Genomic DNA, 26,451 nt, shown 5'->3' on the forward strand with positions numbered 1-26,451 from the left:
ATCGAAACCGCCCACTGCAGACAGCTTGATTTCGCCGCCCTTGGGTGCATCCGGATTGACGTAATCGAGATGTTTGAAATCGGGGCCGTATTTAAGCGGTCCGGCCAGCGACAGGCCGTGGCTTTTAACTGTCTTTACATCATCGGCGCCCGCGGGAAAAATCACACCAAAAGAAAGGACGATGGCGGCGATTGTCTTGAATATCCCCATGCAGTTCCTCGTTTCATTCGTTTAGTTTTTGCGTAATTACAACATGGGAGGTTATCCGGAGGACATCAAGGACAAAAGCCGCGAACTGACAATAACTTTATGACATTATTTCAACGGCTTGCCGATGTAGCTCCGCGTTTCCGGCGGCGAGAACCAGGCCGGGATTTGTCAGGGTGAGCGGGTCGCCGGACCATGTCGTTATCTTGCCACCGGCATTTTCGATGATCGGGACCAATGCGCAATAATCATAGGGCTTCATGTCGCAGTCGGCGATTATGTCCACGAATCCAAGCGCCATCAGACCATAGGCATAGCAATCATACCCAAACCGTTTGCGTTTAATCGCGCCGTAAAGCCGCTTGAATCGCTCCGAATGCGCCCCCTCCATAAGTTCTGCCCCCCAAGAAAAAAGCGTGGCCTGATCAAGGCTCGAGCAGTTGCGCGTGGAAATTACCGCATTATTAAGGGTTGTCTGGCCGTTAGCGCCGATCCAGCGCTCGTTGGATATCACCTGATCCAGAACGCCCAGAATGGGAATGCCGTTTCGGGTCAGGCTGATTAGGCAGCCGAAAGTCGGACTGCCCGATATAAAGGAAAGAGTCCCGTCGATCGGATCAAGTACCCAGACATATTCGGCATCTGTCCGAACTTCCCCATGCTCTTCGCCGAAAATTCCGTGAGCGGGGTATTTTTCCTCGATGAGTCTGCGCATTGCGGCTTCGGCATTTTGGTCGGCGATGGTGACAGGGCTATTGTCGTCCTTGCCAATGATCTCGATTTTCCGGCGAAAAAGTGGGCGAATAACCTCACCAGCAGCATCGGCCAAACTGTGCGCGAGGTCAATGAATTCCTGCGGACACCGCTTGTCGATATCTGTCACGATAATTTATTCAGCCGGTGGAAGCGGGACGTCGCTCTTGCCGAGAGATCGAAGATAGGCGATTATATCAGCCCGATCTTCCGGCTTTTTAAGGCCGACGAAAGACATTTTCGTTCCCTTGATAAAATCACCCGGTTTCGTCAGGAATTCGTTAAGGTCATGATACGTCCAGTCACCGCCTTTTTCCATCATGGCGCTTGAATAGCTGAAATCGCTTATTGACCCCTTGGGACGATTCAGAACGTCATAAAGATGCGGGCCAATTTTATTGGCTGCGCCTTCTTCCGCATTGTGACAAGTTGCACATTTCTTAAATATTTTCTCGCCCTTCGCCGGGTCAGCCGTGGCCAACAGGACACCAAGGGGCGGACCGGCGTCTTTTTCCGCGGTTGCAACGTCGGTCGTGGCGACGGAGCCGATATCGATGGCATAGGCCGGCGTTTCCGGGTACTCCGGTTCTACGGCCATGGTTCCAATCTCGTTAATGACCATAAGAAGAAGGGCGCCTGCCAGAACGGCACCAGCGATTTTATTAAACTCAAAAGTATTCATTGCTGACCTCAGCTATCAAACCTGCGGCTACATTTACCAGCCACAATAAAAAAAAGCGAGGGGAAATTAACGGCTTTCTATGATGAGGCGCAAGACGTATATATGCCATGCAGGGGATAGAACGCCGAGGGTGGGTTAACGTGAGATATTATGACCTTATCTAAAAAACTGATAATTGTTATTCCGGCGCGAATGGCGTCCAGCCGACTGCCGGGAAAACCGCTGGCGGAAATTGACGGCTTGCCGATGATAATCCAGGTGATGCACCGGGCGTTGGAGGCTGATATTGGCCCTGTCATTGTTGCCTGCGCCGAGACGGAAATTGCGGAGATTGTCCGCCGTCATGACGGAACCGCTATTCTTACCCGTGCGGATCACCCTTCCGGCTCCGACCGGGTCTTTGAAGCCGTGGAAGCTTTTGATCCATCGGGCAGCTATACGGCGGTGGTTAACCTTCAGGGGGATCTGCCGGCGCTGGACCCAGCAGCGATTTCCGCAGTCTTTCAGCCGCTGGCGGACGATGCGGTTGATATTGCAACGCTGGTCGCAAAAATCACAGACGCCGAAGAGCTTGAGGATGAAAATGCCGTCAAGGCCGTCATTAGCCTTGCGGAGGGCAGGGATATTGGCCGCGCGCTCTGGTTCAGTCGACTGAAGTCGCCCTGGGGGGCAGGGCCCTACTATCATCATATCGGAATTTATGCCTATCGGCGGGCGGCGTTGAAAAGCTTTGTCTCTCTGCCGCCGGCACCATTGGAGCAGCGGGAGCGTCTTGAGCAACTCAGAGCGTTGGAGATGGGCATGAGGATAGATGCCGCCATCGTTGACAGCGTCCCCCTTGGTGTCGATACTCCCGAGGATTTGTCGCGCATGCGCATGTTATTTGCCAGTAAGTGAGGTTATGGAATTTTGAATATGTCAGAAATTGACCCGGAAAACCGAATTGCCTTTCAGGGCGTACCCGGGGCTTATGGCCATTTATCCTGCAGTACGGTCTACCCGGAAATGGAGGCTGTCGCCTGCGATACCTTTACCGATGCGCTTTCGGCGGTTCGGGAAGAGCGGGCAAAACTTGCAATGATTCCCATAGAGAATTCCCTTGGCGGTCGTGTTGCCGATATTCACCACCTGTTGCCCGATTCCGGCTTGTATATCATTGGCGAACATTTCCAGCCGGTTCAGCACCAACTGCTGGGCGTACCTGGGGCAACTCTTGCCGATATCAAGGCGGTCCATAGTCATGAACAGGCATTGGCGCAATGCCGGGGCCTCACGCGCGACCTTGGCATCGAGCCGATTACTCATGCGGATACGGCCGGGTCGGCTAAGATGATTGCCGAGCTTGGGGATAAAAGCCAGGCGTCTATCGCCTCCCGGTTGGCCGGTGAGATTTACGGCCTTGACGTTCTGCGGGACAGGGTTGAGGATCGCATCGGCAATACAACGCGATTCGTCATCATGTCGCGCCAGAGGCAGGATCCGGATCCGAAAAACGGCAATTGTATGGCGAGTTTTGTTTTTCAGGTTCGCAGTCAGCCCGCCGCGCTTTATAAGGCGCTCGGCGGTTTTGCTACCAACGGCATCAATGTGACCAAGCTGGAAAGCTACATTACCGATGCCAGTTTCGAGGCGGCGCAATTCTATATTGATATTGAAGGGCATCCGGAAGAAGCCCGTGTTTCCCGCGCGATTGAAGAGTTGCAATTCTATTCGGCCAAGCTGAAAATGCTTGGCGTCTATCCAATGAACCGGTATCGCGGCGAATATACGTCGTAATTCCGGTTGATTGCACGGCTCTTGCGGATTATAAGGCTGTCAAATATCCCCGTGTGGCATATGACTTTACGATTGAGTGCTCCGATATGTTCAATAAACTGACCGCAGAAATAGGCTGTCTCGGCCATAAGCAGAAGATATTCCTGCTGCTGGGCATTATTGCGATGGGGGTTGTCGTGACCGCCTCCAATATTTTGGTAGAAATGCCATTGAATGACTGGTTTACCTGGGGGGCGATCTCCTATCCTGTCGCTTTTCTCGTCACGGATATTACCAATCGCACGCTCGGGGTTCGTCTGGCACGCTATGTGGTGTTTGTTGGCTTTATTTTTGCGGTCGTCTTGTCGCTCCTGCTCGCCAATGAGCGGATTGCGCTGGCATCGGGCACGGCCTTCCTGACGGCTCAGTTTCTGGATATTATGATTTTTGACAAGTTGCGCCGGCAAAGCTGGTGGAAAGCCCCCGTTGTCTCCTCGGTTATCGCCTCCTTTGTCGATACGGGCATTTTCTTCTTTCTGGCGTTCGTGGGAACCGGACTTCCCTGGCATACATGGGCTGTGGGCGACTATGCAGCGAAATTGATCATGGTTGTAGTCTTGATCATCCCGTTCCGTGGTCTCTTGCGCGTCACCGATCCTCTGACCCTGGCGCCGGTCGCGCGATAGCAGGCAAAACGGACCCTATTCGACCCAGGCTTTTGCCAACTGATGGGCAAGCGACATCTCGGCGGCCATTCGCAAGCCTGAGGGGTTACCACTGCACTTCAGCATTTCCCGGACCTGATCTTTCGCAAACCAGCGGGCATCCTTAAGCTCGGTTTTGTCGACGGTAATCTCCTCGCTGACAGCTTCGGCAAAACAGCCAATCATCAAGGAAGACGGATAGGGCCATGGCTGTGAGGCCTGATAACGCACGTCGCCGATCTCAATGGCTGATTCCTCCATAATCTCGCGGCGAACCCCCTGCTCGATGGTTTCGCCAGGTTCAATGAATCCGGCAAGGCAGGAATAGAAATCCGAGGGAAAATTAAGTCCTTGCCCCAGTAGGCATTTATCTCCTTTGGTCACCATCATGATGGCAACCGGATCGGTGCGCGGGAAATGAACACTGTTGCAGGTGCTATTCGTGCAGCGTCTGGAATATCCAAGCTCCTGGGGCTTTGTTTTCGCCCCGCATACTGCGCAGAAGCCGTGACGGTTGTGCCAGTCAATCATTGATCTCGCCTGTGCCAGCGCGGCCGCATCCCCGGGGCTGACTTGAGGCGCGATTGAGCGCACATCAATAAATTTTCCCCAACCCGGACTAGGAGGATTTTTAGGGTTGGCAAGGGTGGACACATCAATTGCGAAATAACAGACCGCGTCCGCGATACCAAGAAAAATAAATGGCGCCCCTGCGTCAATGAATTCACGGATTTCATCCACGTTGCGCCAGTCAATCGAAGCGCCAGCGGCAAGATCTATCAGCGCCTTCAATTCATAGAGGGGAAGGAAGCGGCTGCTCGGATCGCTCAGTTTTTCCTGAAGCCAATTCGGGTCGGAGCGGAGATGAGAAGCGCGGTCAAAATGACCGCCGGTAAAGACGATTGGTTTTTTCATGGGCGAAGATTGGCATATGTTTTTATTTGCCGCAATCCACTGCGGCAATAATTTTTGAACGATTGTTCTGGCGCGCGATCAAAAAAACGGCAAAAAGAACTTGCTAAACAGGATGATCTGCATGATATAGGCGGTGGAAGGCTGGCGATGGGCGTGCTCCTCGCGAACCCGGTCAGATCCGGAAGGAAGCAGCCGTAACGAGTTTCGGTGCGGGTTGTTGTCAGTCTTCTTTACCTTTCTTCCGCCCTCCAGTTTCTGAATAAAAAATCAGCCAGCTCTCCCGTCTTTATCTGGCGTTTGTCCGGCGTTGTCTGTTATGATTGACGGATGTCGACTGAACCTGCAAACAGCCCCTATCGCGTTCTCGCCCGCAAATACCGGCCCTCCACATTTGCTGAGTTGATCGGCCATGAAGCGATGGTGCAAACCCTCTCTAACGCGCTTGAGACGGGGCGGCTGGCTCATGCCTTTATCCTGACCGGAACCCGCGGCATAGGGAAGACAACAACGGCCCGGATCATTGCCCGCGGACTAAACTGTACCGGTATAGATGGCGAAGGCGGACCAACTGTTTCGCCCTGCGGGGTTTGTCCGAATTGTGTCGCCATCGCCGAGGATCGTCATCAGGACGTGATGGAGATGGATGCGGCCAGTAGAACCGGCGTTGATGATATCCGCGAATTGATTGACGGGGTGCGTTACCTGCCGGTCAGCGCCCGTTTTAAAATATATATCATCGACGAAGTTCACATGCTCTCCAAACACGCATTCAATGCGTTATTGAAGACTCTCGAAGAGCCGCCAGAACATGTAAAATTCATCTTCGCCACAACGGAAATCCGCAAGATCCCGGTAACTGTCCTGTCGCGTTGTCAGCGATTTGATCTGAAGCGGGTGGATGGGGATACTCTTACCTCTTATTTTGCGACAATTGCCGAAAAGGAAAAAGCGGCGATTGAGCCAGATGCGCTGGCCCTGATTGCGCGCGCGGCCGAAGGATCGGTTCGCGACGGCCTCTCGCTGCTTGATCAGGCGATTGCCCATGGCGTCGGGACGGTCACTGCCATACAGGTCCGGGATATGCTGGGCCTTGCGGACCGGACTCGCATCCTTGATTTGCTGGGCTTGCTCATGGCCGGGGACATACAGGCAGCGCTTCAGTTGCTGCGGGCGCAATATGACAGCGGGGCCGATCCGATCGTTATCCTTCAGGATCTGCTGGAACTGACCCATTGGCTAACCTCTCTCAAGGTCACGCCGGAGGCTGCCAATAACGTCGCCATCGCGGGCGGCGAGGTTGACCGGGGGCAGGAACTTGCCGAAAATCTGACGATGCCCGTCCTTGCCCGCACTTGGCAAATGCTCCTGAAAGGCCTCGATGAGGTGCGTAATGCGCCGATGCCGCTGGCGGCAACGGAAATGGTCTTGGTACGTCTTGCCTATGTCAGTGATTTACCGACGCCGGGCGAATTGGCGAAAAAACTGGCGGAAGCAGATAATGGACAAGGGGCTCAAAGCGCGGTCAGGAACACGGCCGGACCCACGCCCTCCGGATCGTCAGCCGGACCGAGAGGAGCCTCTATGGGCGGCGGCGCCCGGACCGCAGTTGCGCTGTCGCATGCGCCCGACACTGAAAGGACGGCAGAGCCCCGCTCCCATTTGTCGCTGGTTGCACGAAACGATCCCCCGCCGGAGCCGGTGGCCGCTTCGAGCGTGGAAATCACACAGCCGCAATCCCTTGAGGATGTTGTTGATCTGCTGGCGGAACGCCGGGATATCACGCTGAAGGGGGAGGTGCTTAACTTCGTCCGGCTCGTAACGTTTGAAACAGGGCTGATAGAATTCAGCCCGACGCCGGGCGCAAAACCGGATCTTGCGGCGCGACTTGGAGGGCGGCTTCGCGAAATTACCGGTGAGAAATGGGTTGTCCGCATGACGGCAGATACCGAAGGGATTTCGACCGTTGCCGAACAGCGAGAAAGCGACCGGGCCGCGGAAATCAGCGCTATGGAAGAACACGTCATGATTCGAAATATCAAGTCGCTGTTTCCGGAGGCCACCATTCGGGAGGTTCGTGATCTCGGGCCGTCCCTTGACATGGCGCTAGATAACAGCATATCCGATGAAGACGAATTTGATGACGGAGAAAATTTCATATGAAAAACCTTGGTAACCTGATGAAGCAGGCCAAAGAAATGCAGTCCAAGATGGCGGAAATGCAGCAGTCGCTTGAATCGCATGAACTGATGGGCCAGTCGGGGGGCGGGATGGTACAGGTCACGTTAAATGGCAAGGGCGAGATGCGGAAGCTTACCGTTGACCCGTCCCTCGTTGATCGCGAAGACAAGGAAGTGATGGAGGACCTGATTGTTGCCGCCCATAACGATGCCCGCAGCAAGGTGGACGCCTATTCCGCGGAAAAAATGAAAGAAATGACCGGTGGGCTGGAATTACCCCCCGGGATGCAGTTGCCTTTTTGACGCGGGGCGGTTTTAAATAGCGCCATGGCTCACTCCGATATCGATCATCTTATACAGCTTCTGGCGAAATTGCCGGGACTGGGTCCGCGGTCGGCGCGACGGGCGACGCTGTATTTAATCAGCCGCCGGGAAAGCCTTCTCGCGCCTCTCAGTGCCGCGATGGCCGAGGCTGCCTTGAATGTAAAAATCTGCGGCCGCTGTGGGAACCTTGATACGGTTGATCCATGCAGCATCTGTCAGGACATAACACGCGACCCATCAATCCTCTGTGTTGTCGAGGATGTCTCTGATTTGTGGGCGCTTGAACGTTCAGAGGCCTTTAAGGGCCAGTATCATGTACTCGGCGGCACCTTGTCGGCGTTGGATGGCGTCGGTCCGGACGAGCTTAACATCGAACCGCCGATCGGGCGTGTCCTAGGCGGCGGAATTGACGAGGTTATTCTCGCCCTCAACGCCACGGTTGATGGCCAGACAACGTCTCACTATCTGTCAGAGCGGCTCTCTGAGGGCGGAGTGAATATTACCCGGCTGGCCCATGGCGTCCCGGTGGGCGGAGAGCTTGACTATCTGGATGACGGTACCTTGTCAGCGGCCCTTAAATCCCGCCGCTCTCTGGGGTAGTCAGAAACCCGTCAATCCTCGCTTTCCATCTGCTTGGTTATTTCCAGGGGGTCGGGCAAAACTTTGTCGTTTTCCTCACCCAGCTGAAGATCTTCAATTTTTTCTGCCCTGCTGGTGATCTTACGGCTCGACGTTTCGATAAGCTCGATATCCTTGCTGGCCTGGATAAAATGGCGTCCAAGGTTGAGGACGCGTTCGTCCAGCCGCTCGACATCTTTCAGCAGAACGCCGACTTCCTTCTGGATAACGCCCGCCTGCTCGCGCATCTGGCTATCTTTAAGGATCGCCCGCACCGTATTGAGAGTGGCCATAAGAGTGGTTGGCGAGACAATCCACACCCGCGCCTGATAGGATTTTTCCAGAATAGCCGGGAAATTGGCATGCAGTTCCGCATAAACCGCTTCGGAGGGCAGGAAGAGCAGTGCCGATTCGGCCGTTTCCCCTTCGACGATGTATTTTTGACTGATATCGCTGATATGTTTTTGCATTGCCGTTGTGAAGGCCCGGTTCGCCGCCTGTTTGTCGCTGTCGGTTTCCGCCTTCCGCAGCAGATGAAAACTCTCAAGCGGAAATTTCGCGTCGACGACGATCGAGCCCGGAGGGTTTGGCAATTTGATCAGGCAATCCGCCCGTCGCCCCGTTGAGAGCGTTACCTGGAACTCATAGGCGGACGGCGGCAGGGCCGATTTCACCAGATCGTTGAGCTGGATTTCGCCAAAGGCCCCGCGTGCCTGCTTGTTGGCGAGGATATCCTGAAGCCCGACAACCTGGTTTGAGAGGTTGGTCAGGTTATCCTGCGCCTTGTCGATAATGGCTAGCCGGGCCTGCAGATCGGAGAGGCTTTTCCCTGTCTTTTCAGTTGATTGCGTGAGACTGTCGCCCAGCCGCTTTGAGACGGTGTCGAGCCGCTCGGCAAGGGTTTTATTGATCTCGGTTCTGGTTGTCGCGCCATCCGCTGATATCTGCCGAAGCTGGCCTTCAAGTTGCGACTGTTGTTGTAAAAGATTTTCAGTAAGCTGTGTCAGGCGTTCACTCCTCTCGGATGCCGAGATGATCATTTTTTCCGATTTGCCGGACTTGATAAGTAAAACGACGGTCACAACCAGTAAAAGGACAACGACCGAAGCAAGGGCAATTTCCATAAAATACTCCCGAATAGCGAAACCAGCCCCGGTCAATGGTCTTGACGAATGGGGGCAGGCATAATACGTACTTCTTGAACTGTACCGTAACGTGAACAACACCGGAAGACCATGGCCCTTTTGCCAATATATACAGCGCCAGACCCGCTCCTTAAAACCATCTCCAAACCAGTGGAGGAGGTGAACGACGATATCCGGAAACTGGTCGATGATATGTTTGAAACGATGTATGATGCGCCGGGCATTGGGCTCGCCGCTATTCAGGTCGGCGTGCAGAAGCGCGTGCTTGTTGTTGATATTGTCGGCAAAGGGCGCGATGACGAGGCGCCGCAGCCTCTCGCCCTGATAAATCCTGAAATTACGTGGGTATCGGATGACGATGCCGTCTATGAGGAAGGATGCCTGTCGGTTCCCGAGCATTATGCCGATGTCGCGCGCCCAGCAGAAATTGAGGTTAATTATCTCGATCTATCCGGTGCCCGGAAATCTCTCAGTGCAGATGGGCTGCTTTCTACCTGTATCCAGCATGAAATTGATCATTTAGAGGGAATTTTGTTCCTTGATCATTTATCTGGATTGAAACGGAATATGATTCTCCGGAAGCTTCTAAAACAGAAGAAAATAGCGAGTTAAAGGAGACCGGGTATGGTGGGACTGCGTCTTGCGTTTATGGGAACGCCGGAATTCTCGGCCCATGTCCTGAAAGCCCTGATATCAAGTGAGCATGAAATAGCTTGCGTCTATTCGCAGCCCCCACGTCCCGCCGGGCGTGGCCGGAAACTGGTCGCGTCCGCTGTGCAGCAATTGGCGGAAAATTCCGGAATTGAGGTTCGAACGCCGGTCTCCCTGAAAGCCGATGATGTAAAGGCCGACTTCAGCACCCTTAATCTTGATGTGGCAGTGGTTGTTGCTTACGGCTTGATTTTGCCTGCGGCCATTCTTGAGGCACCAGTGTACGGCTGTTTGAATTTACATGCGTCGCTCTTACCACGGTGGCGGGGGGCAGCGCCAATCCAGCGCGCGATTATGGCGGGGGATGTGCAAACGGGCGTTGCCGTCATGCAGATGGCGGCAGGACTGGATACCGGCGATATTCTGAGGGAGACGCGCCTTCCAATCACTGAAACGGCAACTGCCGGGACGTTGCAGGAGAAATTGGCGACGGCGGGTACGGCCCTTATGCTCGATACCTTAGCCCGGCTCGTCAATGAAAACCTTATTGCGCGCCCGCAGGCAACGGACGGGATTACCTACGCGGAAAAAATATTGAAATCGGAGGCCGCCATAGACTGGTGCCGTCCGGCCATTGAGATTGATCGTCAGGTTCGGGGGCTTAACCCGGCACCGGGCGCCTATTTTGAACATAACGGCGAGCGGATCAAGCTGTTGCAAGCAAAGCTCGCGCCGGAAACAGGAAAGCCGGGAGAAGTGCTGGATGACACCCTGACCGTTGCCTGTGGCGACGGAGCGCTCCAGCTTCTGAAACTGCAGCGCGCGGGCAAAGGCGCGATGCCAGCGGACGTGTTCCTGAACGGTCATGCCATTAAGGCCGGGGAGTTTCTATCCTGATGCCCGCTTACCGCATCACGATCGAATATGATGGCCGCAATCTTGTCGGCTGGCAGCGCCAAAAAAACGGTCCGTCCGTCCAGCAGCATATCGAAGAGGCGATTTTTGATTTTTGTGGTGAGGACGTGCGTATCCAGGGTGCTGGCCGTACGGATGCCGGTGTCCATGCTCTCGGGCAGGTTGCAAATTTCAGCCTTTCCACCCCCCGCAAAACGCATGTGGTGATGAATGCGGTCAATCAGCATCTCAAGCCTGCGCGAGTTGCCATTCTTGATTGCGAAGAAGTTGATACCGAATTCAACGCCCGGTTTTCAGCCCGGAAACGGCATTATCTTTACCGGATTATCAATCGCGCTGCGCCGCTTACGGTTGATGCAGGACTCGCATGGCTGGTCAAGCGGGAGCTGGACAGTGAGGCGATGCATTCGGCGGCCGAGGTTCTCGTGGGCCGTCATGATTTCACCAGCTTTCGGGCGGCGGCCTGTCAGGCAAATTCACCGATAAGAACGCTTGATAAGCTTGATGTCTCTCGCTACGGCAATGAAATCCTGATCCGGGCGACGGCACTTTCCTTTCTCCATAATCAGGTGCGGTCCATGGTTGGGAGTCTCTCCCTTGTCGGGACCGGTCAATGGGATACCGATGATCTGCGCGCGGCGCTGGCGGCGAAAGATAGACAACGGGCCGGTCCGAATGCGCCGCCCTATGGCCTGTATCTGACCGCGGTTGATTACGATGAATAACGCCTGATCAGATTTGCCCGGAAAACAGCCATTTGGAAAAAAATGCCTGTGTCAGGACCGCAATCAGAAATTCAAGGAAGGCGAAACCCGCTGCCATGATGCTGGACAGGTTGAGCGTAATCCGTAAAATTTGCCATAGATAGACATAGGACGCGCCGATAAACAGGAGATAGATGATTGAGACCATTTCGGGGGGGAACAGCCCGCTGGTTATAATGGACAATGGCAACCATATGCCGACAAGGGCCAGCTGCGCCCAGTTATAGGTGGTGACGAAGAGGCTGAACCTGTCGAAAAACCCGATATAACGGGCGAGCACACCGAGGACCAGCAGGAATCCGCCCCAACTCACCACCAGCGCCAGGCACAGAAGTAACAGAAATGGAACAAAGCCTGTTTCTGTCTGGATGCCTTTGTAATCAATCGCATTTTCCAGGGCAAACAAGGGAAGCGCCAAGGCAAGGGCGGCGAAGGAGTTATAAAACCCGGCCATCGAAATATTGAAATAATCGAGCGCAAATTTGTCCCGGCGCGCAATCAGGTAGACGCCGTAAAGAGATCCGGATATTTCCTTGAAGCTTACCATATGATTTACGAAAAATACCTCTCAAGAATATCTGTGTAGATGTCTGCAAGAGCCTCTATATCGGCTACGCTGGCCCGTTCGTCGGTTTTATGCATGGTCTGGCCGACCAGCCCGAATTCGACGACCGGACAGAAATCCTTGATGTAACGGGCATCGGACGTACCGCCGGTCGTTGACAGTTCGGGGGTCCGGCCAAGCCGCTTCTCAACGGCCGCCACCACGATATTACTGAGGGGGCCTATGCCGGTAAAAAAGGGCCCGGAGTTTTTAAGGCACTCAAGTTCGTAAGTTGCCTTGCGCGCAGTCGCGATGTCCTCAAGAACGCTCCGTATCCGCTCTTCCAAGGAATCCAGGCTGTGATGGGTATTGAACCGGATATTAAAGGCCGCCCGTGCCGATTTTGGAATGACATTGGTGGCCGTATTTCCAACATCAATTGTCGTAAATTCAAGGTTGCTGGCCTGAAAATGGTCGCTACCGCTGTCCAGTTCCATCGCATCGAGCGCCTGAACCATGGCAACCAAATGCGGCACCGGATTCTCCGCGAGATGCGGGTAGGCGACATGACCCTCGGTCCCGGTCACGGTCAGAAACCCGGTAAAGGAGCCGCGACGGCCGATTTTCACCATCTCTCCCATTTCCTTGGGGTTCGTGGGTTCGCCGACAAGGCAATGATCGATCTTCTCGTTATTGTCGGCCATCCATTTGAGGACCTTACGGGTTCCGTTAATGGAGGGCCCTTCCTCATCGCCGGTAATCAGGAGACTGACGGAGCCTTCAAACAGGCCCTCGGTGTTCTGGATGAACTGGCTGGAGGCGGCGGCGAAGGCAGCGACAGCCGCCTTCATATCCGAGGCCCCACGCCCATAAATCATGCCGTCCTTTATCGTGCCGTCGAAGGGGTCCACACTCCAGGCGGCGGGATCGCCCACGGGAACAACATCGGTATGTCCGGCAAAACAGAAATTGGGGGCCTTGGTGCCATAACGGGCATACAGGTTTTCAATATCCGGCGTGTTGTCGTCGGAAAAAGTTAGCCGGTGACAGGTAAAGCCGATCTCCTCCAATGCCTGCTGCAATATATCAAGCGCGCCTGCATCGGCCGGCGTCACGCTCGGACAACGCATCAGTTCGCGGGTCAAATCAATGACATCAATGCCTGTGTGTTTATTATTCATAGACTTCCTTTACCGCCCGCCGCGCCATTGGGTCAATGGGCAAGGTAATATTTACGGATATTCGTTGTCTCTATTGCGTTGCCAATTTGCCGTTGCCGCGATAAGAGTGCAAATAATCTTTATGTTAGTAAATTCCCATGTCCCTTTCTCCACCAGTCAAACTCGACAATATTCGCGGCATCCTGTTCACGGTTGCCGGTATATTCTGCATGTCGACCATGGATGCCGTGGGAAAGCTTCTCGTTGAGGCAAACTACCCTGTGATCCAGATTCTCGCGATCCGCGGCAGTTTTATCATGCCGCTGTTATTTTTCTGGATGATGACACATGGGGGTGTCAGGACAATAAAAACCCGTCAATATGGCGGTCATTGCCTGCGCATCCTGTTGGCCCTCGCCGCACCGATGCTTTTTTTTCTATCCCTAAAGACACTGCCGCTTGCCGATGCGACGGTAATTTTCTTCGTCTCGCCCTTTATAATGACGGCGCTGTCCGTTCCGCTTTTCCGCGAAAAGGTAGGTCTGCACAGATGGGGCGCCATCGTTATCGGATTTACCGGCGTTCTTATCGTCATGCGGCCGACGAGCGATATACTGGAAAGCGATGCGATACTTGTGCTTGGGGCAAGCCTCGCCTATTCCGGTGTCATGTTGTCCGGTCGCTGGCTTGGCCGGACGGAAACCACCTTCACCATCGTTTTCTATACGGTTTCGGGCGTAACGTTACTGGCCCTGTTGATTTGCCCGTTTTTCTGGCAACCGATGACCCTTAAAGACGTTGGCCTTGTAGCCGTTATGGCAATTCTGTCGTTGCTCGGGAATCTATTCATGGTGAAATCATTTTCGATCGGCGAAGTCGGAGTTATCACGCCGTTTGAATATACCGGTTTGCTCTGGGCGGTCCTGCTTGGATATTTTGTTTTTTCCGACTTTCCGGCAGCAAACGTCTGGCTCGGTGTGGCGGTGATTGGATGCAGCGGATTATATATGGTCTACCGGGAAAACCTGCGACGTAAAAGCTCGATATAGCGGGGACGAACCCCCGCTATTCGGCTTCGTCATTCGAAACTAGTCACGTAAAAGCTCATTGATGGAGGTTTTTGCGCGGGTCTGTTCATCAACCGTTTTTACGATCACGGCACAATAGAGGCTGGGTCCCGGGGACCCGTCGGGTAGGGGCTTGCCCGGAAGACTACCCGGCACCACAACCGAGTAGGCGGGAACGCGGCCAATATGGATTTCCCCGGTTGCCCGGTTGATAATCTTCGTGGAGGCACTGATAAAGACGCCCATCGACAGGACAGACCCTTTTTCAACGATCACGCCCTCGACAACTTCTGACCGGGCCCCGATAAAGCAATTATCCTCGATGATCACCGGGTCTGCCTGCAACGGTTCCAGAACGCCGCCAATGCCGACGCCGCCGGACATATGCACGTTTTTGCCGATCTGGGCGCAGGAGCCGACAGTTACCCAGGTATCGATCATAGTCCCAGTGTCGACATAGGCCCCTAAATTGACGAAGCTTGGCATCAGGACGACGCCCGGCGCGATATAAGCGCTGCGGCGGACGACACAGTTCGGGACGGCCCGAAACCCGGCTTTCTGAAATTCTGACTTTCCCCAGCCCTCAAACTTACTGGGCACCTTGTCATACCAATTCGTATCGTTGCCGGGTCCGCCCTTGATAATCTCCATATCATTCAGGCGAAAGGACAGTAACACAGCCTTCTTCAGCCATTGATTGACGACCCATCCGGTATCTGTTTTCTCAGCGACGCGGGCTTGGCCGCTATCAAGAGCCTGAAGCGCGGCATCAACGGCATCGCGGGTTTCTCCGACTGTCTTGACGGTGAGGGAGTCCCTGTTTTCCCAAGCGGCGTCGACGACCGTCCGTACTTCGGTTAATGACATCATAATTCCTTAAAGCTAATCTTAGATTGCATGCGAAACATACCCGGCCGACGACGGATGTCAATCCGCTTCACAGGGATTTTATGCAACGCTTCGTATTTTATCGTCAGCTAAGTCCCGAAGCCACCGCGTCAGGTTATCGGTTTGATAATGGACATGGCCGGTGTTTGTGTCGTCACCGCTCCAATGAGCGTCATTCGGGATCCAGACGGTGGTCATGCCCATCTCATGGGCCGGGACGAGATTTACGGCCATATCTTCAAAAAGAACTGCTTTTTCAGGGTCGATATTCTGTTGCCTTACCAGTTCCCTATAGACATTTATGTCCGGCTTCGGCCTGAATTCGGCGGCGACAATATCGAAAATATGTTCAAAGTGATGCGTAATGCCCAGCTGGGTGCAGACATTTGTCGCATGATAAAGCGAGCCATTGGTAAAAATGATCTTTCGCCCCTCAAGTTTCTCCAGGGCCTCACTTAATTCGGGGGCAGTCGCCAAGTCAGTGACATCAATATCATGGACATATTCGAGGAAATCAGCAGGATCCATGCCATAATTCACCATAAGACCGTTTAAGGTGGTGCCATGTTCGCGAAAATATTTTTTCTGAATCGCTTTTGCTTCTGGTAATTCCACTTTTAGGAAATTGCAGATAAATTCTCCCATTTTCTGGTCAATTTTAGCAAACAGGTTCGATTTTGCCGGATAAAGCGTGTTATCCAGATCAAAAATCCAGGTATCGATATGGGCGAAGTCTTTCCAGAGCGGTGATTTTTTCATGGGCTGATTTTGGCGCTGATGGGGGGAGAGGACAAGCCCTAATCGATAGCCCGCAACCAAATGGCATGCGAAATCTGAATATTCCGCATTTTAAGAGCATATTAAGCAGTTTCCAGTAGTTTTCGAGCATAGGGCGGAACGGAAATATTGGTCACAGATATGAAAAAAACGGCAGCCAAAGCCGATAGCTATGAAGACAATAAGGCCCGGGCGCGAAGCAAAGAAGTCGCCATTCGGACGGACTTGGCTGCAAGCCATGACGTTGAGCCGGAAATTCTTTATTATCTGATGGATGATGACGTGCCTGTCGTCCGGCAAAAGCTTGCCCAAAATCCTAACACGCCATTTAAGGCCAACCTGCAACTCGCCGGAGACGAAAATGCCGACGTCCGGATTGAACTGGCGCGGAAGATCTGCAGGCTTTTGCCGGATATGTCCGGGCAGGAAACAGCATGGGTGCTTGAGAAAACCGTCGAGGTGCTGGAAATCCTGGCGGAAGATCATCTTAGTGCGGTTCGCTCAATCATTTCCGAAAGCCTGAAAGATACCCGCGCTGTGCCCAAACAGATTGTTTTAATGCTTGCGCGCGATGTGGAGGAGATTGTTGCCGGTCCAATTCTCGAATATTCTCCGCTGCTGACGAGTGAAGACCTACTTGAGATCATGGCGAGTGGGGTAGCAATTGGGACATTGCCGGCCATTGCCCGGCGTCAGGACCTTGACGAGGACGTCTCGGCGGAAGTGGTGGCAAGCCTGGAAGTTCCGGCCATTGCCGCCCTTCTCGCCAATGCGTCCGCTAAAATTCGCGAAGAAACTCTTGACCAGATTATAGATCAGGCGGAGGCGATGGAGCCACTTCACGAGCCGCTGGTCATGCGTCTTGACCTCTCGTTGCGAGCGGTCCGCAGGGTCGCCGGTTTCGTGGCCTCTTCACTTGTGGACAAGCTGGTTGCGAAACATCAGCTTTCACCCGATGTGGAAAAAGAGTTAAAAACCAAAGTTCGCAATCGTATTGAGAAGACGGAGCAGTTTATTCAGATAGAGAGCGCGGAGGAGGACGGCAAATCGCGGGCGAACCGGTTGTGGAAGGCTGGGGCGCTTGATGAAGCAGCCATTACCGACGCGATCGACGACAAGGAACAGATATTTGTTGCCACCTCCCTCAGTCTGCTGGCCGACTTAAGTGCCAAGACAATCAACACGATGCTGACCTCGCGAAACGGGAAAGTTGTCACTTCGCTCTGCTGGAAGGCAGGGTTGTCAATGCGACTTGCGTTCAAGGTTCAGACGAAGATTGCCCATGTTCCGCGGGGGGACATCGTCAATGCTCGCAATGGAATTGAATTTCCCTTCACCGACGAAGAAATGGACTGGCAGTTGTCGTTCTATGCGGATTAATCAATCTCGTCGGTGATCATCGTGCCGACACCATGTTCAGTGAAGGTTTCGAGCAGGAGGACATGAGGCACACGGCCATCGAGAATGGTAGCTGCCTCGACACCTTCATCAAGGGCAAACAGGCAGGTTTCGAGTTTCGGGATCATACCGCCTTCGATGGTGCCGTCTTTTTGCAGTTTTCGCACTTCTTTCGGGGTCAGCCGGTTGATCAGCTTTTTATCCTTGTCGAGCACGCCCTCGACATCGGTCATCATTATCAATTTTGAGGCCCCGATGGCGGCGGCGATATAGCCCGCCACGGTATCGGCATTGATATTGTAGGTTTGTCCGTTGGCGCCGACGCCGATCGGGGCGATCACCGGTATAATATTATTTTCTTCAAAGCTTTCCAGTATTTCCGGATTGATACGCGACGGCTCCCCGACAAAACCGAGATCCAGGATTCTTTCGATATTGCTGTCCGGGTCGCGTTTCGTCCGGGTCAGCTTTTGCGCTTCGATCAGATTGCCATCTTTTCCGGACAGGCCGATGGCGAGGCCGCCAGCCGCATTGATGGAGGTAACGATTTTCTTGTTCAGCGATCCCGAGAGCACCATTTCAGCGATCTCAACAGTTGCCTTGTCGGTGACCCTGAGACCGTCAACGAAGGAGCTCTTAATCTTCAATCGTTCGAGCATCTCACCAATTTGCGGGCCGCCGCCATGAACGATAACCGGGTTAATGCCCACCTGTTTCATGAGGGCGATATCCCGTGCAAAGTACTGGGATAGCTGTTCGTCACCCATCGCATGGCCGCCATATTTAATGACGAATGTCTGGCCACTGAAACGGTGCATGTAGGGCAGCGCTTCAGATAGCGTTCTCGCCTTCGCGAGCTGCTCTTCGACTGACAGGAAATGCTCACTCATGATTATTCCCCAATTTCTTCCGCCAAAGACGCGAGTTCTGCCCGGAGATCTTCGATGCCGTACCCTTTCGTGGCGCTGGTCAACCCAATATCCGGATGCGCCGCAGGCCGTTTAGCCAATTCAGTTTTCGTTTTCTCCAGAACTGATTTCAACTCATCCTGGTTGGATTTATCAACTTTGGTCAGAACTATCTGGTAGTTGACAGCGGAGCCATCCAGCATATCCATAACCTCCCGATCGGTGACCTTCAGTCCGTGGCGCGCATCTACTAACAGGCAGACGCGCCGCAATTTTGGACGCCCTTTGAGATAGCTATTCACCAGATCCGTCCAAATATCAATCTTTTCCTTCGACGCCTTGGCATATCCATGCCCCGGCAGATCGACAAGACTGAGACGCCCCCCGAGCTCAAAAAAGTTGATTTGCTGGGTCCGCCCCGGTGTGTTTGAGGTGCGGGCAAGGGTATTTCGGTTGGTCAGGGCGTTGATCAGACTAGACTTGCCGACATTCGACCGGCCGGCAAAGGCGACTTCATTGAGGGCAAGATCCGGCAACATCTCCTCTGTTGCCGCTCCCGCCACGAAAATGCAGCTTTGCGCAAAAAGCAGGCGACCCCTTTCGATCTGGGCCGCCTTTGCTTCTTCCGGATCCAGAGTATCCGTCATACTGCCACTTTCATCATGTCTTCTGGCCGGACACGGAAACCCCCATGCGCCTCATGATAAACCACTGCTGGGTCATGCTGAGGATATTGTTCCAGGTCCAGTAAATAACCAGCCCAGCCGGAAAATGGGCCAGCAGGTAGGTAAAGAAAATTGGCATAAACATGAAGATTTTTGCCTGGATCGGATCCGCCGGTTGCGGGTTGAGTCGCTGCTGCAAGAACATGCTTATACCCATCAGCAACGGCAGAAGGCCGATCATCAGGAATTGGGGCGGCGTCCAGGGAATCAGGCCAAACAGGTTGAAAATAGTAGTTGGGTCAGGCGCTGACAGGTCATGGATCCAGCCAAAGAAGGGCTGGTGCCTCATTAGGAGCGTGACGAACAGCACCTTGTAGAGGGCAAAGAATATCGGCACCTGCATCATGATAGGAAGACAACCGGCCGCCGGATTTGCCTTTTCACGCTTGTAGAGCGCCATCATTTCCTGATTGAGCTTTTGCTTGTCGTCGCCATATTGCTCGCGCAGCTTGACCATTTCCGGCTGGAGCCGCTTCATTTTGCTCATAGAAACATAGGATTTGTGGGCAAGCGGCAGGAGGAGAAGCTTGATAATCACAGTTAGCGCCATGATGGCGAGGCCAAGGTTGCCAATCAGGCCATTCAGGAATTCCAGTGCGAAATAGATCGGTTTGGTCAGGAAGTAGAACCAGCCCCAGTCGATGGCGAGGTCAAATCTCGATATTCCGTATTCCTTCTCATCTGCATCCAGTACGGAAACTTCCTTGGCGCCTGAAAATACATGGTTCGTAATGCCGGCCCTGGAACCCGGGGCAGCGGTCACGCCGTCCTGGTTCAGAAAATCCGTCTGGTAGCGAACCCCTTGCGGAGCATAGGAAAAGCGTGCCTTTACCTTCGATTTTTGGTCGGGCACGAGAGCGGTCAACCAGAATTTGTCCGTTATGCCGATCCAGCCGCCGGTCGAACTGAAGGATTTGGTTCCAGCTTCTGCAAGGTCATCGTAATCAATTTCTTCCAACGTGTCGTTAAGAACGCCGATCGGACCTTCATGTAAAATGTAGAAATTTGCGGTTTTGGGGGTTCCGTGCCGGGAAATCAGGCCATAGGGAAACAGGGTGACTTCACTGCCCGTATTGTTCTGCACCGCTTGCTCTACCGAAAACATATAGTTTTCATCTACCGAAATTGTCCGGTGAAAGACCAGGCCTTCACCATTATCCCATGTCAGCTCCAGCGGCTTTTCAGGAGTAAGCTCAGTGCCGCTTGTGTTCCAGATGGTCGAGGCGGTTGGCAATTTGATGGTGGATCCTGGTGCCGGACTCCACCCAAACTCGGCATAATAGGGATGTGGGCTGCCCGCTGGCGATAACAGTTTAATCTCGGGGCTTTGGGGATCAATCGTTTCCCGGAATTTAACCAATTTAAGATCATCAAGACGGCCTCCGGTCAGGGAGATCGAGCCATTGAGTGACGGTGTGTTGATCTGGACCCGTTTCGCCTTTGTCAGACTTTCCGCGCGCGTTACGGAATTCGGTATGGCGGCGCCGGGGATATCCGTCTTTGCGGCATCTGTTGCCGCAGCGGGGGCCTGACCCGGCACATTCGTCGGCGCATTGCTGGCATCAGAGGTCGTTGTGGTCGTCGCCGCCTGATTCTCCTGCTCAGATTTTAATTTCGGAGCTTCATAGAAATATTGAAAACCGAAAATAATCACGAAGCAAAGGATGATCGCAATGATCAGGTTTTTCTGATCTGACATTATATAGCCCTAAATTATTTACTCGATGCTGACGCGGGCAGAGGCATCTGTCGCGCCGGGATGGCAGTTTTTGTGGTTTTTCGGGACTGGATCATATCCTTGACCGCCAAACGGATGGCAGCGTCCCAGTCTTTTTAACGTCAGCCAGGTACCCATGAGCGGCCCGTGAAGTTCCAACGCCTCAATGGCATATTGCGAACATGTTGGATAGTACCGGCAACTTGACGGCAGATAAGGTGAAATAACATATTGATACAGCCTGATAAGCGCCTTCAAGACCCGTTTGATCGGATTGGTCATTCGGGCACACTCCGTTGTTCCTGAACCTTTGCACCGACTTTGGCAAGCGCCGTCAGAAGATCGGACTTTAAATCAGGGTAATCCCGGGTTAGCGTACCCTGCCGGCCGATCAGGACAAAATCCCAGCCCGCCCGTGCATGCACGGGAATTACTTCCGCCGCAACCGCGCGCAACCGCCGCTTGGCGCGATTGCGTATGACCGCATTTCCCACCTTTTTCGTCACCGTAAACCCGACGCGGACCAGTTCCGCCTCCGACGATGAGGAATCGCGTGCCGCCTGCAAAACCATGCCAGGCGTCGCCCATTTCCGGCGAACGGACGCAACACGAAGGAACTCCGCGCGTTTCTTTAGCCGTTCAACGCCTATCGGCATGGATTAAGCTGAAAGGCTCTTGCGGCCTTTGGTACGGCGATTTGCGAGTACTCGGCGTCCGCCGACTGTTGCCCGGCGGGCGCGAAAACCATGGCGCCGTGCGCGAACCAGTTTGCTCGGTTGATATGTACGTTTCAAGAGACTTCTCCGTCGATCATCCGCGCAGATTGCGCGATGAAGAAAACAAGCCCCGCTGTATAAAGTTTCTGTTATGCGAAGTCAATGCAGGAGATGAATTTAGCCAATTTCCTTTTGCGACGGTTCAATTCGTCTCACATTTGGGTGAGAGGGACTTCCGGAAATTGCAATTGTCCATATGTTCCACTAACCGGTGAGCGGGAGCGAACGGAAACGATTGTACGGGATTTGGGGAAATTCTGTCGAGTGGAGAAAGTTTATGCTAGTTTTGAATTCCGGCGCTTATAAGGCTGACAGGAGACACCATATAAATGGGTAAAATTGCCGATCCGAAGGGCAATGCGCCAGGCGGTATTTCCGTTAGCAAACTCGCTCCCGTCATTATTCTTGCCCTAATTCTGATAGTATTTTTCCTGTTCGATCTTGATGATTATTTTACCTTTCAATGGCTGAGTGACAATCGGGACACGCTGCTTGAGTTCGTCGACAAAAATTACTTTCTGGCAGCACTTCTGTTTATGGGGTTATACGTAATCGTCGTGGCGTGCTCCTTTCCCGGGGGCCTATTAATGACCGTGACCGGGGGCTTTCTGTTTGGCTGGATCGCCGCTGGCTTCATGGCAGTATTTGCCGCGACCGTCGGGGCCACCATCCTGTTCATGATCGCCGCTACATCCCTTGGCCAGCCGCTCCGACGGCGGGCGGGGCCATGGCTGAAAAAACTGGAAAGCGGGTTTGAGGAAAATGCGCTCAGCTATCTTTTGTTTTTACGGCTTGTTCCGGTTTTCCCGTTCTGGATTATCAATATTGCGCCAGCGTTTCTCGGGGTCGGGCTTGGTACCTATATTATAGGGACCGCCATCGGCATAATTCCGGGGACTTTCGTTTTCGCCTATCTCGGGGTTGGGCTTGATAGTATCATTGTCGAGCAACAAGAAAAATATCAGGCATGTCTGGCTACGGGAAATTCGGATTGCAGGCTTGATTTCCATATTTCCTCCCTCATCACGAAGGAAATATTTTTCGCATTTATTGCGCTGGGCGTTATCTCATTATTACCGATTGTCATTAAAAAATTCCAAAAAAAGAAAAGCACATAGGATTGGATATTTAACATGGCGAAACAATTGACGGCTGATATATGCATTATTGGTGGGGGGTCTGGTGGTCTGTCGGTTGCCGCTGGCGCCAGCCAGATGGGCGCGAGCACAGTGCTGGTCGAGGGCGGGAAGATGGGCGGCGACTGCCTTAATTTCGGCTGTGTTCCTTCCAAGGCTTTGATCGCCGCGGCAAAAAAGGCGGCCGCGCTCAATGATGCCGAAAAATTTGGTGTTTCCGGTCCGCCGCCAGACGTCGATTTTGGGGCGGTGATGAACCATGTGGCGGGCGTTATTGCCGGGATTGCACCGCATGATTCGGTCGCGCGATTTGAGAGTCTCGGGGTTGATGTTCTGCGTGGCTATGCCCGCTTTGTCTCGGCCAATGAAATCGAGGTTGACGATCGCCGTGTCAAGGCCCGGCGGTTTGTCATCGCGACCGGCTCGCGCGCCACCGCGCCGCCCATTCCAGGGCTTGAGGACGCCGGTTACCTAACAAACGAGACGATATTTGAAAACAGAGTAAAGCCTAAGCATCTTCTGATCATTGGCGGCGGTCCTATCGGCCTTGAAATGGCACAGGCCCATGCGCGGCTCGGGTCAAAGGTGACGGTACTGGAAGCCTTCAAGGCTTTCGGGCGCGACGATCCCGAGATGAGTGCGGTTGTCCTTGCGCAATTGCGTGCCGAGGGCATCGGCATTCGCGAAGAGGTAAAAATCTCCAATGTCGCCAAAGAGACGGACGGCAGTTACCGCATCACGCTTGGCAAGGACGCGACAACCGAAACACTTCAGGGCTCCCACTTGCTGGTGGCGGCAGGACGCGTGGCAAATGTCGAGAAATTAAATCTCGAGGCCGCCGGTGTCGAATATTCGGCCAAGGGGATCGTGGTTGATAACCGCCTTCGCAGTTCCAACAAGAAAATATTTGCTATCGGGGATGCGGCAGGCGGATATCAGTTTACACATATTGCGAACTATCATGCCGGAATTGTTATTCGAAATGCACTTTTCCGGCTGCCCGCCAAGGTCAATTATGCCGCTGTACCCTGGGTAACATTTACCGATCCGGAACTTGCAAACGTCGGGCTCAACGAGGCCGCCGCCCGCGAAAAGCACGGCGACAAAATAAAGATATTGAATTTTCCCTTTGCTGACATCGATCGCGCCAGAACCGAACGGCAGACAAAAGGCTGCATCAAGGTGATTACCACAAAAGGGGGGAAGATACTCGGGGCCTGTATCGTAGGACCGCATGCTGGAGAACTCATTCATCCCTGGGGGGTTGCGATTACCGGCAAGCTGAAAATTGGAACAATGGCGAGTTATATTGCCCCCTATCCGACATTCGGGGAAATCAGTAAACGGGCCGCGGGCACATATTATACGGCCAGCCTTTTCAGTCCCGGAACCCGCCGGCTGGTCCGGTTTCTCTCATTTTTCGGATAACGGCGGTTCGATAACGCATTCGTTATATCAGTTGATTCGGCTTTTAACGGCAGTCGACCCATTCTTATGGCCCGGGCGCTTAACGCCTAGCATATAAATAAAACAAATCGGGAGACCATTATGTTCAAGGAAGTTCTAACCGCCGCTGCGATTGCAACAATGGCAGCCTCTGCCGTGGTGCCAATGGCCGTGGCAAAATGTGCGCCTAAGAGTGCCTGCGGGGCCTGTTCAGCTAAGAAGGCCTGCAACCCTTGTGCGGCCAAGAAGGTTTGCAACCCTTGCGCGGCCAAGAAGGCTTGCAGCCCGTGTGCAGCCAAGAAGGCTTGCAATCCCTGTAATCCTTGTGCGGCTAAAAAAGCTGACTAAACTTTGACAACGTCGGAGAGTGCAGTTTTTCTCTGGATGAACAGGCTGGTATCATTAAGTTGATACCAGCCTGTTTTTTTGGTCTATTCTGCACAATGGCTATTTTTCGAAAAATATCGGGCACCCTTCATAGTCTTTCGGCGAGGTTGCTGATCTTGACTCTGGTCTTTGTCATGCTCGCGGAAGTTCTTATTTTCGTGCCGTCCATCGCGTTTTTTCGCCTTAACTATCTCATCAAGATAACCGATTTCGCCCATTTGGCGACGCTGTCACTATTGGCATCCCCGGACAACATGGTGTCAGATGAATTACGGGAAGAGCTGCTATTTCGTGTCGGCGCGCGTAGTGTGGTCTTTCACGGCGCCAATTCACGCCTGTTGATCCTCAGTGAAAATATGCCGCCCAGCATTGATGCTGATTTTGACCTCGCGGACCGTAACCCGCTGATGCTGATCGAGGATGCCTTCATGAGTCTCATGATCGGCCCGGGCCGGATCATCCGCGTTGTGACACCGATCGAGAACGAACCCAATTCATCCCTGGAGGTTGTGATCGATGAAACCCCACTGATTGCCGCCATGTATGATTATGCCTGGAATATTTTCTTGCTTTCCCTGATTATCTCGACCCTTACGGCGGTTCTTGTCTATTTGTCGCTGCTCTGGATGATGGTTCGGCCGATGCGCCGCCTGAGTGAGAGCATGATAGCTTTTCGCCGCGCCCCCGAGGATATCACGCGGCGTCTTGTTCCGTCGAAACGACAGGATGAGATCGGCGTGGCCGAACGCGAGCTTGAAATTATGCAGACGCGGCTTCGGGCGGCGCTTAAGCAGAAGCAACATCTGGTGGCCCTGGGAACGGCGGTAACGAAAATCAGCCATGACCTGCGGAATATCCTGTCCACGTCACAAATCGTCAGTGATAGTCTTGCGGAAATCAAGGACCCAAAAGTCCAGAAGATTGTGCCGCGATTAATGACGAGTATCGACAGGGCGATTGACCTCTGTACGCAAACATTAAAGTACGGAAAGGCGGAAGAACGGGAGCCGAAAAAAGAGCGGTTTCTGCTCGCAGCCCTCGTCAATGAGGTCAAAACCTCGGTTGGCTTATCCGAAGACAATACTATTGTTTGGAACAGCCAGATTCCGGCGGGATTGATGGTCAATGCGGACCGCGATCAGTTTTACCGTATTTTGCTCAACCTGTGTCGGAATTCGGTGCAGGCGATGGAGGCGGGAGGGGTCATCGACATCAGCGCCGCGCGCACTGCAAATCATACATTGTTTCGAATTTCTGACAGCGGTCCGGGATTGCCCGCCAAGGCGAAGGAGCATCTGTTCGAGCCGTTTTCAGGGTCGACCCGCTCTGAGGGCACCGGTCTGGGGCTGTCTATTGCCCACGAATTGATAACGGCACACGGCGGCGAAATTTTGCTGGAACGCAGTGACGTCAACGGCACGGTTTTTTGCCTTGATATCCCGGATTAACCCAATTTAAACCGTAAGCGCCTATTCTCGTTTGCAACGGTGCTCTCTGCGGCATGAGAGTGACATTTATGGTGATTTAAATGAATTTGATACGGTGTTTGAAAGTCGGCATTTTCTTTCTTGGCCTGATCCTCATTGCGGGTTGCTCGACGGACGACGCCTCCTCCTGTTCTGGCAATGGGCCTTGCCCGGATGGCTACCTCGCCGTTCAGCCGCCGGTCTATTGCTATAAAACGATCGGTACCGTGGATTGCTATAGTGAGCGGAACCCTTATGACACCGAACGATCGCCACGTGTCAAGCCTGTGCAGGAGCTGGAGTCTCCCGATCCGGATGGTCAGGTGCTGTGCACGCCGGTTTGTCCGCAATACCCGTCATAGGCACTGGCGATAAAGGTTTCTTTTTGAGGCTTTTTCCGAAACTTGACTTTATTTACCATAGAAACTTGTTACCTTGTCTGATAT

At 53.4% G+C, this 26,451-nt stretch carries 29 protein-coding genes, 1 other RNA gene and 1 pseudogene; 16 read left to right on the plus strand and 15 right to left on the minus strand.

Annotated features, from left to right (window positions below; all coding sequences use genetic code 11):
* The 3 genes and pseudogenes from ACESNI_RS11575 to ACESNI_RS11585 all read right to left on the minus strand — a co-directional run.
* Positions 1-210, minus strand: a pseudogene (locus ACESNI_RS11575) (ABC transporter substrate-binding protein); the annotation flags it as partial.
* A gap of 97 nt (positions 211-307) precedes the next feature.
* Entirely contained in the window at positions 308-1,090 is a 783-nt protein-coding gene (gene hisN / locus ACESNI_RS11580) for a histidinol-phosphatase (RefSeq protein ID WP_373086834.1), read from the minus strand.
* Positions 1,091-1,096: 6 nt separating this feature from the next.
* Positions 1,097-1,642 carry a cytochrome c family protein gene (locus ACESNI_RS11585; RefSeq protein WP_373086836.1) on the minus strand — a complete coding sequence of 182 codons (546 nt, stop codon included), beginning with the start codon at positions 1,640-1,642 and terminating at the stop codon, positions 1,097-1,099.
* A 150-nt stretch (positions 1,643-1,792) separates the two neighbouring features.
* Between ACESNI_RS11585 and ACESNI_RS11590 the strand changes: the two genes are divergently transcribed.
* The 3 genes from ACESNI_RS11590 (at position 1,793) to ACESNI_RS11600 (ending at position 4,083) form a co-directional block, all read left to right on the plus strand.
* Positions 1,793-2,539, plus strand: coding sequence for a 3-deoxy-manno-octulosonate cytidylyltransferase (locus tag ACESNI_RS11590; protein ID WP_373086839.1), 747 nt, complete (start codon positions 1,793-1,795; stop codon positions 2,537-2,539).
* 18 nt (positions 2,540-2,557) lie between these two features.
* A complete protein-coding gene (locus ACESNI_RS11595) occupies positions 2,558-3,418 on the plus strand; it encodes a prephenate dehydratase (protein WP_373086842.1) in 861 nt (286 codons plus the stop codon).
* 86 nt (positions 3,419-3,504) lie between these two features.
* On the plus strand, positions 3,505-4,083 hold the full coding sequence (locus tag ACESNI_RS11600) for a queuosine precursor transporter (protein ID WP_373086844.1): 579 nt from the start codon (positions 3,505-3,507) through the stop codon (positions 4,081-4,083).
* A 15-nt stretch (positions 4,084-4,098) separates the two neighbouring features.
* On the opposite strand, the gene nudC is transcribed toward ACESNI_RS11600, so the two are convergent.
* A complete protein-coding gene (nudC, locus tag ACESNI_RS11605) occupies positions 4,099-5,016 on the minus strand; it encodes an NAD(+) diphosphatase (RefSeq protein ID WP_373086846.1) in 918 nt (305 codons plus the stop codon).
* Positions 5,017-5,152: 136 nt separating this feature from the next.
* Between nudC and ffs the strand changes: the two genes are divergently transcribed.
* From ffs to recR, 4 genes are all read left to right on the plus strand, one after another.
* An RNA gene (ffs, locus tag ACESNI_RS11610) (signal recognition particle sRNA small type) lies at positions 5,153-5,248 on the plus strand.
* A gap of 95 nt (positions 5,249-5,343) precedes the next feature.
* Positions 5,344-7,176 (plus strand): DNA polymerase III subunit gamma/tau, encoded by a 1,833-nt coding sequence (locus ACESNI_RS11615; RefSeq protein WP_373086848.1) that lies wholly within the window; start codon positions 5,344-5,346, stop codon positions 7,174-7,176.
* A complete protein-coding gene (locus ACESNI_RS11620; RefSeq protein WP_373086850.1) occupies positions 7,173-7,496 on the plus strand; it encodes a YbaB/EbfC family nucleoid-associated protein in 324 nt (107 codons plus the stop codon). Before ACESNI_RS11615 ends, ACESNI_RS11620 begins: the two co-directional genes overlap by 4 nt.
* A gap of 24 nt (positions 7,497-7,520) precedes the next feature.
* The gene (gene recR, locus ACESNI_RS11625; protein ID WP_373086852.1) at positions 7,521-8,117 is read left to right on the plus strand and encodes a recombination mediator RecR; all 597 of its coding nucleotides are present in this window, start codon (positions 7,521-7,523) and stop codon (positions 8,115-8,117) included.
* Positions 8,118-8,128: 11 nt separating this feature from the next.
* On the opposite strand, the gene ACESNI_RS11630 is transcribed toward recR, so the two are convergent.
* The gene (locus ACESNI_RS11630) at positions 8,129-9,259 is read right to left on the minus strand and encodes a DNA recombination protein RmuC (RefSeq protein WP_373086854.1); all 1,131 of its coding nucleotides are present in this window, start codon (positions 9,257-9,259) and stop codon (positions 8,129-8,131) included.
* Positions 9,260-9,370: 111 nt separating this feature from the next.
* Here ACESNI_RS11630 and def point away from each other — a divergent pair, with 111 nt between their 5' ends.
* From def to truA, 3 genes are read left to right on the plus strand one after another with little or no spacing between them, the layout of a single operon-like run.
* Positions 9,371-9,892, plus strand: coding sequence for a peptide deformylase (gene def, locus ACESNI_RS11635; protein WP_373086856.1), 522 nt, complete (start codon positions 9,371-9,373; stop codon positions 9,890-9,892).
* Between the two features lie 21 nt (positions 9,893-9,913).
* Positions 9,914-10,828, plus strand: a complete 915-nt coding sequence (fmt, locus tag ACESNI_RS11640) for a methionyl-tRNA formyltransferase (protein WP_373086906.1) — start codon at positions 9,914-9,916, stop codon at positions 10,826-10,828.
* Positions 10,828-11,571 (plus strand): tRNA pseudouridine(38-40) synthase TruA, encoded by a 744-nt coding sequence (truA, locus tag ACESNI_RS11645; RefSeq protein ID WP_373086859.1) that lies wholly within the window; start codon positions 10,828-10,830, stop codon positions 11,569-11,571. Before fmt ends, truA begins: the two co-directional genes overlap by 1 nt.
* Before the next feature lie 7 nt (positions 11,572-11,578).
* Here truA and ACESNI_RS11650 read toward each other — a convergent pair whose 3' ends face one another.
* Both ACESNI_RS11650 and dapE read right to left on the minus strand, forming a co-directional pair.
* A complete protein-coding gene (locus ACESNI_RS11650) occupies positions 11,579-12,157 on the minus strand; it encodes a hypothetical protein (RefSeq protein WP_373086861.1) in 579 nt (192 codons plus the stop codon).
* A 5-nt stretch (positions 12,158-12,162) separates the two neighbouring features.
* Positions 12,163-13,335 (minus strand): succinyl-diaminopimelate desuccinylase, encoded by a 1,173-nt coding sequence (gene dapE, locus ACESNI_RS11655; RefSeq protein ID WP_373086863.1) that lies wholly within the window; start codon positions 13,333-13,335, stop codon positions 12,163-12,165.
* Between the two features lie 137 nt (positions 13,336-13,472).
* On the opposite strand from dapE, the gene ACESNI_RS11660 reads away from it, so the two are divergent.
* Positions 13,473-14,363 carry a DMT family transporter gene (locus tag ACESNI_RS11660; RefSeq protein ID WP_373086865.1) on the plus strand — a complete coding sequence of 297 codons (891 nt, stop codon included), beginning with the start codon at positions 13,473-13,475 and terminating at the stop codon, positions 14,361-14,363.
* Between the two features lie 39 nt (positions 14,364-14,402).
* On the opposite strand, the gene dapD is transcribed toward ACESNI_RS11660, so the two are convergent.
* Both dapD and ACESNI_RS11670 read right to left on the minus strand, forming a co-directional pair.
* Entirely contained in the window at positions 14,403-15,248 is an 846-nt protein-coding gene (gene dapD, locus ACESNI_RS11665; protein ID WP_373086909.1) for a 2,3,4,5-tetrahydropyridine-2,6-dicarboxylate N-succinyltransferase, read from the minus strand.
* A gap of 81 nt (positions 15,249-15,329) precedes the next feature.
* On the minus strand, positions 15,330-16,028 hold the full coding sequence (locus ACESNI_RS11670; protein WP_373086867.1) for a pyrimidine 5'-nucleotidase: 699 nt from the start codon (positions 16,026-16,028) through the stop codon (positions 15,330-15,332).
* A 159-nt stretch (positions 16,029-16,187) separates the two neighbouring features.
* Between ACESNI_RS11670 and ACESNI_RS11675 the strand changes: the two genes are divergently transcribed.
* Positions 16,188-17,426: a DUF2336 domain-containing protein gene (locus ACESNI_RS11675; protein WP_373086869.1), complete on the plus strand. Its 1,239-nt coding sequence runs from the start codon at positions 16,188-16,190 to the stop codon at positions 17,424-17,426.
* On the opposite strand, the gene argB is transcribed toward ACESNI_RS11675, so the two are convergent.
* Genes argB through rpmH form a run of 6 tightly spaced genes read right to left on the minus strand, consistent with a single transcriptional unit; the run spans position 17,423 to position 21,588 of the window.
* Positions 17,423-18,334, minus strand: a complete 912-nt coding sequence (gene argB / locus ACESNI_RS11680; RefSeq protein ID WP_373086871.1) for an acetylglutamate kinase — start codon at positions 18,332-18,334, stop codon at positions 17,423-17,425. The two genes, ACESNI_RS11675 and argB, sit on opposite strands and share 4 nt — an antisense overlap.
* Before the next feature lie 2 nt (positions 18,335-18,336).
* Positions 18,337-18,999, minus strand: coding sequence for a ribosome biogenesis GTP-binding protein YihA/YsxC (gene yihA / locus ACESNI_RS11685; protein WP_373086873.1), 663 nt, complete (start codon positions 18,997-18,999; stop codon positions 18,337-18,339).
* Between the two features lie 13 nt (positions 19,000-19,012).
* Positions 19,013-20,776, minus strand: a complete 1,764-nt coding sequence (gene yidC / locus ACESNI_RS11690; protein WP_373086875.1) for a membrane protein insertase YidC — start codon at positions 20,774-20,776, stop codon at positions 19,013-19,015.
* Positions 20,777-20,794: 18 nt separating this feature from the next.
* Entirely contained in the window at positions 20,795-21,076 is a 282-nt protein-coding gene (yidD, locus tag ACESNI_RS11695) for a membrane protein insertion efficiency factor YidD (protein ID WP_373086878.1), read from the minus strand.
* Positions 21,073-21,450, minus strand: coding sequence for a ribonuclease P protein component (rnpA, locus tag ACESNI_RS11700; RefSeq protein WP_373086880.1), 378 nt, complete (start codon positions 21,448-21,450; stop codon positions 21,073-21,075). Before rnpA ends, yidD begins: the two co-directional genes overlap by 4 nt.
* Positions 21,451-21,453: 3 nt before the next feature.
* A complete protein-coding gene (gene rpmH, locus ACESNI_RS11705) occupies positions 21,454-21,588 on the minus strand; it encodes a 50S ribosomal protein L34 (protein ID WP_227947988.1) in 135 nt (44 codons plus the stop codon).
* A 311-nt stretch (positions 21,589-21,899) separates the two neighbouring features.
* Between rpmH and ACESNI_RS11710 the strand changes: the two genes are divergently transcribed.
* The 4 genes from ACESNI_RS11710 (at position 21,900) to ACESNI_RS11725 (ending at position 26,367) form a co-directional block, all read left to right on the plus strand.
* A complete protein-coding gene (locus tag ACESNI_RS11710; RefSeq protein ID WP_373086883.1) occupies positions 21,900-22,688 on the plus strand; it encodes a TVP38/TMEM64 family protein in 789 nt (262 codons plus the stop codon).
* Positions 22,689-22,703: 15 nt separating this feature from the next.
* Positions 22,704-24,134: an NAD(P)/FAD-dependent oxidoreductase gene (locus ACESNI_RS11715; RefSeq protein ID WP_373086886.1), complete on the plus strand. Its 1,431-nt coding sequence runs from the start codon at positions 22,704-22,706 to the stop codon at positions 24,132-24,134.
* 521 nt (positions 24,135-24,655) lie between these two features.
* Positions 24,656-25,987 (plus strand): sensor histidine kinase, encoded by a 1,332-nt coding sequence (locus tag ACESNI_RS11720; protein ID WP_373086888.1) that lies wholly within the window; start codon positions 24,656-24,658, stop codon positions 25,985-25,987.
* Between the two features lie 80 nt (positions 25,988-26,067).
* Entirely contained in the window at positions 26,068-26,367 is a 300-nt protein-coding gene (locus ACESNI_RS11725) for a hypothetical protein (RefSeq protein WP_373086889.1), read from the plus strand.
* Positions 26,368-26,451 lie beyond the last annotated feature (84 nt).

The organism is Sneathiella sp., from assembly GCF_041689005.1.
GTDB lineage: Bacteria > Pseudomonadota > Alphaproteobacteria > Sneathiellales > Sneathiellaceae > Sneathiella.